The 6,935-nt window shown below is 62.3% G+C and carries 6 protein-coding genes; 4 read left to right on the forward strand and 2 right to left on the reverse strand.

Annotated features, from left to right (window positions below):
* Together VF436_RS04175 and VF436_RS04180 are read left to right on the forward strand one after the other, a co-directional pair.
* Positions 1-1,086, forward strand: a 1,086-nt coding sequence (locus VF436_RS04175) for an efflux RND transporter periplasmic adaptor subunit (protein ID WP_330902727.1), incomplete at its 5' end; no start/stop codon positions are given.
* Between the two features lie 3 nt (positions 1,087-1,089).
* Positions 1,090-2,628 (forward strand): DHA2 family efflux MFS transporter permease subunit, encoded by a 1,539-nt coding sequence (locus VF436_RS04180; RefSeq protein ID WP_330902728.1) that lies wholly within the window; start codon positions 1,090-1,092, stop codon positions 2,626-2,628.
* A gap of 164 nt (positions 2,629-2,792) precedes the next feature.
* Here VF436_RS04180 and VF436_RS04185 read toward each other — a convergent pair whose 3' ends face one another.
* Together VF436_RS04185 and VF436_RS04190 are read right to left on the reverse strand one after the other, a co-directional pair.
* The gene (locus VF436_RS04185) at positions 2,793-3,941 is read right to left on the reverse strand and encodes a hypothetical protein (RefSeq protein WP_330902729.1); all 1,149 of its coding nucleotides are present in this window, start codon (positions 3,939-3,941) and stop codon (positions 2,793-2,795) included.
* A 102-nt stretch (positions 3,942-4,043) separates the two neighbouring features.
* Entirely contained in the window at positions 4,044-4,892 is an 849-nt protein-coding gene (locus VF436_RS04190; protein ID WP_330902730.1) for a LysR family transcriptional regulator, read from the reverse strand.
* 99 nt (positions 4,893-4,991) lie between these two features.
* Between VF436_RS04190 and mdcA the strand changes: the two genes are divergently transcribed.
* The gene (gene mdcA / locus VF436_RS04195; protein ID WP_330902731.1) at positions 4,992-6,638 is read left to right on the forward strand and encodes a malonate decarboxylase subunit alpha; all 1,647 of its coding nucleotides are present in this window, start codon (positions 4,992-4,994) and stop codon (positions 6,636-6,638) included.
* A 12-nt stretch (positions 6,639-6,650) separates the two neighbouring features.
* A partial coding sequence (gene mdcC / locus VF436_RS04200; protein WP_330902732.1) for a malonate decarboxylase acyl carrier protein occupies positions 6,651-6,935 on the forward strand: 285 nt, incomplete at its 3' end.

The raw sequence follows: 6,935 nt of genomic DNA on the forward strand, positions 1-6,935 counted from the left end.
GTCTTCAGCCAGCGCGAAACCACTGACGATGCTTATGTGCATGGCGACATGGTGACCATCTCCTCGCGGGTGCCCGGCACAGTGGTGGAGATCGCCGTCGAAGAAACCGAGCGTGTGCATGCCGGGCAGGTATTGATCCGGCTCGATCCGGCTGATGCCCAGGTGAGCCTGATGAATGCCGAGGGCCAGTTGGCCCAGGCCGTGCGCGAAGCGCAGCAACGCATCCAGCAGGCGGCCCAGGCGGATGCGGCCGTTGCGCAACGGCGCGCCCAGTACGAAACCGAGCGTGACAACTATCGTCGCCGCCATCCGCTGGTGGAACAGCATGCGGTAGCCCCGGAAGAGGCCGAGACCACGCAACGCCAGATGCAGGCGGCCAAGGCGGCGCTGGATCAGGCCGAGCGCGAGGCCGCCGGAGCCCATGCACAAGTGGATGGAACCGATGTGCATAGCTTCCCGGCCGTGGTGCAGGCACGGTCGCAGTTTCGCAATGCGTGGATCAACAACAGCCGTGATGCCATCGTTTCGCCGATCGATGGGTTCGCAGCGCGCCGCCAGGTACAGGTGGGGCAACGTATCCAGCCCGGGCAGGATTTGCTGACCGTGGTGCCGCTCTCCGACCTCTGGGTGGATGCCAATTTCAAGGAAAACCAGCTTCAGAACATCCGCATCGGCCAGCCTGTGGAAATCACCACGGATATCTATTCCGACGTGACTTATCACGGCAAGGTGGTGGGTCTCAATGCAGGCACCGGCTCGGCGTTCTCGTTGCTGCCGGCGGAAAACGCCACCGGCAATTGGATCAAGGTCGTGCAGCGCCTGCCGGTACGTATTTCGCTGGACCCGAAGGAGCTGACCAAGCATCCATTGCGAATCGGCCTGTCCACCTACGTCAACGTCGATACGCACGATCGTGACGGTGCAACGCTGGCCGATCGGCCGCGGGAGCATCCCCTGGCGAGCACGGCGGTGTACGAGCGAGAAGTCAACGAAGCGGACCAGAAGGCCGAGGATATCATTGCCCGCAATACGGTGAGCCTGCCGGACATCCAACGCGCGGATGGCAAGCCGCAGCGCGGCCACTAATCCATGGCGGAAGCGGCGAAAGGCAAGCAACCCCTGCAAGGCGCGGCGTTGGTCGCGCTGACCGCTGGTGTGGCACTGGCCACGTTCATGGAAGTGCTGGACATTTCCATCGTCAACGTGTCGGTCTACACGATCGCCGGTAACCTCGGCGTGTCGCGTACCGAAGGCACAATGGCCATCAGCGCGTACTCGATGGCCAGTGCGGTCATGCAGCCACTCACCGGCTGGCTGGCCCGGCGCTTCGGCGAAGTGCGTGTCTTCAGCGCGTCGGTGCTGCTATTCATCATCTGCTCGGCGCTGTGCGGGCTGTCCACCACGATGCCGATGCTGATCGTGTTCCGGCTCTTGCAGGGCGCGGTCTCTGGTCCGATGGTGCCGTTGTCGCAGACTTTGCTGCTCAACAATTATCCGCCTGCGCGTCGTCCGATCGCGCTCTCGCTATGGGCGATGACGGTAGTTGTGGCGCCAGTCTTCGGCCCGATTCTTGGCGGCTGGATCACCGACAACTATCACTGGTCGTGGATTTTCTTCATCAATATTCCGGTCGGCCTGTTCGCCTTGCTGGTGACCTATGTGCTACTGAAGGATCGTGAGAGCAAGACGGCGAAGGTGCCGGTGGACGTGATTGGCCTGTTCCTGTTGGCGGTCGGCATCGGCTGCTTGCAGTTCATGCTGGACAATGGCAATGACTACGACTGGTTCTCATCGAAGATGATTCTCAGCCTGGGATTGATCGCCCTGGTCTGCCTGACCTTCCTGATCGCCTGGGAGTTGATGCACGAGCACCCGGTAGTCAACCTGGGATTGTTCCGCAGTCGAAACTTTGCCGTAGGTGTGTTCTGCCTTTCGTTGGGCATGTTCGCGTTCTTCGGGGGCACCGTGGTGTTGCCGACCTGGGTGCAGGAGGTGATGGGCTACACCGCAACCTGGGCGGGCTTTACGGTCGCTCCGATTGGTATTCCCGCCATCATTCTTTCGCCGTTGGTGGGTGCATTCCAGGGCAAGTTCGACCTGCGCGTACTCAACACCACCGGGTTTGCGATCTTCGCCGCTTGCTCGTTCTGGATGGCAGGCTTCGACAACGACGCATCGTATTGGCACCTGGCTGCTCCGCGCTTGGTGATGGGGCTGGGTATCGCGCTGTTCTTCGTGCCCGTCAACCAGATTATTCTTGCCGGGTTGCCTGATAACGAGGTAGCCAGCGCCTCGGGCCTGGCGAATTTCTTTCGTACGATTGCCAGTAGCGTCGCGACCGCTGTCAGTACCACGCTCTATACCCACCGGGGCATTTATCACCATGCGGTACTGGCCGAACACACGGAAGCCGGAGCCCCGGCGACCGTTGCCTACCTGGACCGCATGCAGCAGATGGGGCTGGGAAGTGGTTCCAGCTACGCCGCGCTCAATCGCGTGGTGGATATGCAGGCATCCACCTTGGCGGTCAATGACGTGTTCTGGTGTTTCGGCTTGATCTTCGCCGTGGCGATGATCGCTATCTGGTTCGCCAGACCGCCCTTTGCCAGCGGTGGGCCAGGACATTAGGAGTGAAGCCGCTCGCGTTGCTCGCTGCAAAAAGCGCAGAGTAAAAAGAAAAAGCATGCGTCGCCTTGGCGGTCACATGCTGTTCCTCTTTACTTCTTCATAGTGCCGAAACGGCAAGTAACGCGAGGGACTTCGCCGTTCACAACGCCGCAGGCGCGTCCTCTCTAACTCAGATCCAGGGAAGCCACTTTCCTGGCCTGGCGCTTTGCAGGTGCCAACGTGGATGGCCCGGTGCTGCCTGCCATGCAGGCGTTGAACCAGGCGAGTGCGGCTTCGATCTCACGTGGCAGATGACTCGGGAGCAAGGGCGTGTGTTGAAGCAGGGGGCTGCTGTGCTCGACTTCGTGCCACAAACGGCCGAATGTGGGCATCTTCAGTGCGGCGTGGGCATGCTCTGTCGGCATGGCAAAGCTGCCTGTCAAGGTTTCTGCCGAAAGTGTGCCGGCCCGGTGACGGGCTCTCAGTTGACCACGTAATATCGATCGCGTGACGGCGTGCACCAGCGGTTCGAACGGTAGAGGACGATTCGACCGCATGCCGCCTGCGTGCAATGCAGCAAGACTCGGATTGTGCACCTGGAGATTGGCGTCTGCGCGTATCTTCAAATCCAGTGTCACACAGCGCTGGATGAGTGCCTGCTCGTGCGCGTGCGCCGGGGCCGGCAGCGGCAGCATCGCCTGCAAGGCCTCTCGCTTGAATCCCAGGCTTGCGCTACTGGGCGTGCGGTGGCGCGGCCAGGGATCATGATCGATCGGATCGAGCATGGCATCGATCCGATCAAGCCAGCGCGCGTAGACCATCTCAAGTCGATGCTGAGACTCCAATGCCGGGTCCATGTCATCGAACGTCGGCCGCTGGGCCATGCCCATGACCACCTCGCAGCCGCGAGCCAGCCAATCGATCTGACGAGCCAGCCACATGGCCGGCACCATGCTGTCCGCGTTGGTGGTAGCTATCAACGTCGTTTCGGGTGCGGCCAGGGCCAGTGCCTTGAGCAGGGCTGCGCGACGGGCACCACCGGCATGGCGCGATGCTTCAGGGAGGTCTCCGTCGATGGCGATCCAACTGGGCATGTGTGAACCGCGCAGCGTTTCCATACGTTCCCAGCGAGCGTCGGAGCAACCATCGAAAAGCAGCAGCACCGCGACGGATGCTGGGGCCAAGGCATGACCGTGCAGGTCGCATTGAGCGCCCAGCGCGGCAAGTATGTTCCCCAGGTCTACTCCCTCGTCCTGGACGGGAATGGCAACGATGGCGCTCGGCCGGTAGGCGGCACGGGCATGCGCGGCGCGGCGACGCACGTGAAAGGTCATGGAATCCACAACGATGGCACCCTGTTCTGTTGGCACCGATGCTGCGAATTGGCATGTCAAGACGACGGCAATGGAGCGAAAAGAAAACGCTCACTTGTGCGGTTACAGGTCCCGCGCGGCCGAGGTAAGCACGGCTTCGAGGGCCTGGGTTGCCTTCGACAGGTTGGCTGGATGGTCGATCACGTACTCAAGATGTCCCAGGTCGGGCAGTTCACCATCTAGCCGGACCAGCCCCTCTGGAATCACGTAGCCGCCAAAGGCGCTCACGCCGAGCCCGGCCATCACGGCGGCTTTCAGTACCACGATGCTGCTGCTGACGATGGCGACGCGGTAGGGTCGGTTCATGGCCTTGAGCGTCTCGAAGATCCGTGTACGGGTCACACTTGGCTCGGGGTGAAGCGCCAGCGGAAGGATGGCCTCGTCCCCTGTCAGCGAGGAACGCGGCCCCGTGCACCAATGCAACGGCTCGGTGCGGATCACCCGGCCACGCTGGCTACCGCTCAGGCGCTTGGCGAACACCAGGTCATGGCGACCTTCGTCCAGCTCACGGAACAGGTCGCCGCTCATGCCGGTGGTGATGGCCAGTTCCACACCCGGGTTGCGCTGCACAAAATCGGCCAGCGCGGTGGTCAGTCCGCTGGACGCAAAATCCTCCGACAGGCCAAGCCGTACCACGCCGTCGAGCACCGGGCCGCAGAGCGAGGTGACCGCTTCATCCATCAGGTCAAGAATGCGCTCGGCATAGCGATGAAGCGCGTCGCCATGCGGTGACAGGCGCACATTGCGTGTGTCGCGCTCGAACAGCGCCTGTCCCAGGAGATCTTCCAGGCGGCGAATATGCTGGCTCACGGTCGATTGCGAAAGGTTCACGCGCTCGGACGCGGCAGTGAAGCTTCCGGTTTGTGCAACAGCAACAAAACTGCGCAGGAGTTCGGGCGGCAAGGAACGCATCGGGTTTTCCTCTTAATCGGCGCGGATAATTTCATAAATGCGCCGGCGCGTCAGGTCTACCATCGATCGGAGCACTGATCACGAGAGGGAGGCTGTGCCATGACTGCCTGGGATACCGCGCGGCGTGCGCGGGATACGAGATTGCATGCCGCAGCGCGTTTTGCCCAAGGCAAGCGGGTCGCGGCCAGTGACGCCACCGCATTGCTCGAAGCGGTGCTGCGTCCCGGCGATCGCGTCTGCCTGGAGGGTGACAACCAGAAGCAGGCCGACGTACTCGCCTCGGCGCTAGCCTCGGTGGACAAAGCCAGGGTGCATGACCTGCACATGGTGCAATCGGGCATCGTGCTGCCCGAACACCTGGACGTTTTCGAACGTGGCATCGCACGTCGGCTGGATTATTCCTATTCCGGCCCGCAGTCGCAGCGCATTGCACGGTTGCTGTTCGCCGGCAAGATCGAACTGGGTGCGGTGCATACCTACCTGGAGTTGTTCGCGCGCTATTTCATCGATCTTACCCCGCAGGTGGCGCTGATCGCTGCGGTAAGTGCCGACCGCGAGGGCAATCTCTATACCGGCCCCAACACCGAAGACACGCCGACCGTGGTGGAGGCCACCGCATTCAAGAACGGCGTGGTGATTGCGCAGGTCAACGAAATCGTCGACAAGGTGCCGCGTGTGGATATCCCTGGCGATCGCGTGCACTTCGTGGTGGAGAGCGGCAAGCCGTTCTACGTCGAACCGCTGTTCACGCGTGACCCGGCAGCGATCACCGAGACGCAGATCCTCACCGCCATGCTGGCGATCAAGGGCATCTATGCGCCGTACGGCGTTACCCGGCTCAATCACGGCATCGGCTTCAATACGGCGGCGATCGAGCTGTTGCTACCGACGTTCGGTGAGAAGCTTGGACTGAAAGGCAAGGTGGCCAGCCACTGGGCGCTCAATCCCCATCCGACGCTGATCCCGGCGATCGAGTCGGGTTGGGTGAGCCAGATCCACTGTTTCGGCTCGGAAGTGGGCATGGATGACTACATTCGTGCGCGGCCGGACATTTATTTCACGGGTGCCGATGGTTCGCTGCGTTCCAATCGCGCGTTCTCCCAGACCGCGGGCCTGTATGCCTGTGACATGTTCATCGGCTCGACCTTGCAGATCGATCTGCAAGGCCATTCGTCCACGGTCACCGCTGATCGTGTCGCCGGCTTTGGCGGTGCGCCCAATATGGGCAGCGATCCGCGTGGCCGGCGCCACCCCAGCCAGCCCTGGTTGCAGGCCGGCCAGGAGGCCGATCCCGATACGCCGGCGGCGCTGCGGCGTGGACGCAAGCTGGTGGTGCAGATCGGCGAGACCTTCGGTGACAAGAACGTGCCGATGTTCGTCGAGCACCTGGACGCCTTGAAACTTGCCGACAAGTTGCAGCTCGACCTGGCCCCCGTGATGGTCTACAGCGATGATGTCAGCCACATCGTCACCGAAGAAGGCATTGCCAACCTGTTGCTCTGCCGTGACAAGAACGAGCGCGAACACGCGATCCGTGGTGTGGCCGGCTATACCGAGATTGGCCGCGGTCGCGATCCGAAGATGGTGCAGCGCCTGCGCGAACGCGGCGTCGTACTTCGGCCGGAGGACCTGGGCATCGATCCGCTCGACGCCGATCGCCGCATGTTGGCGGCGCGCTCGATCAAGGATCTGGTGCGTTGGTCCGGTGGTCTTTATGCACCGCCATCACGATTCCGCAACTGGTGAGGAGAGACAGCCATGGAACATCTGAATTATCGCCACACCACCTCGCGCGCCGTCGCAGGCACACGCCGGCAGGCCATCGTCGGAGTCGTGGCCTCGGGCAATCTGGAAGTACTGGCCGAGCGCGTGCTGCCCGCCGATCAATGCGAGGTGGACATCAGCACGGCCGCCGAGGGTTTTGGTGAGGTCTGGCAGGCGGTGGTCGCCGATTTCGTCGAAAGACGCGCTGCCGGTGGTGTGCGTCTGTCCATCAACGACGGCGGCGCGCGCCCCGACATGGTGTCGCTGCGGTTGGCGCAG

The organism is Dyella sp. (assembly GCF_036384435.1).
In the GTDB taxonomy this organism is placed as follows: Bacteria; Pseudomonadota; Gammaproteobacteria; order Xanthomonadales; family Rhodanobacteraceae; genus GSA-30.